Source organism: Bacillus cereus group sp. N31 (genome assembly GCF_016483245.1).
GTDB classification, from domain to species: Bacteria; Bacillota; Bacilli; order Bacillales; family Bacillaceae_G; genus Bacillus_A; species Bacillus_A toyonensis.
On the sequence record NZ_JAEHCH010000128.1, the window covers coordinates 1 to 233 of the forward strand.

Below are 233 nucleotides of genomic sequence, written 5' to 3' on the forward strand. Positions count from 1 at the left end.
GATATCATTTTGAAAGCTTCCGTCATATGCAGTGGCACTATTTGACAGTTCAATCCAACAACATTTTCACCTTAATCTATAAGCTGCTTTAATATTTCATTGACATCATTTCCATTTTTAGTCGTACCTGCTTCATGTAACGCTACTTGAGCAACAATCGGAATATTCGTTTGATTACGAAATACTTTAACGGCATGAAGTAATTCAAATTCATCGTAAAAAGTTTCTAATAG

1 pseudogene is annotated in these 233 nt (G+C 33.0%); it reads right to left on the reverse strand.

The annotated features are described in order from the left end of the window. Positions 1-233, reverse strand: a pseudogene (locus tag JDS81_RS30100) (homocysteine S-methyltransferase family protein); the annotation flags it as partial.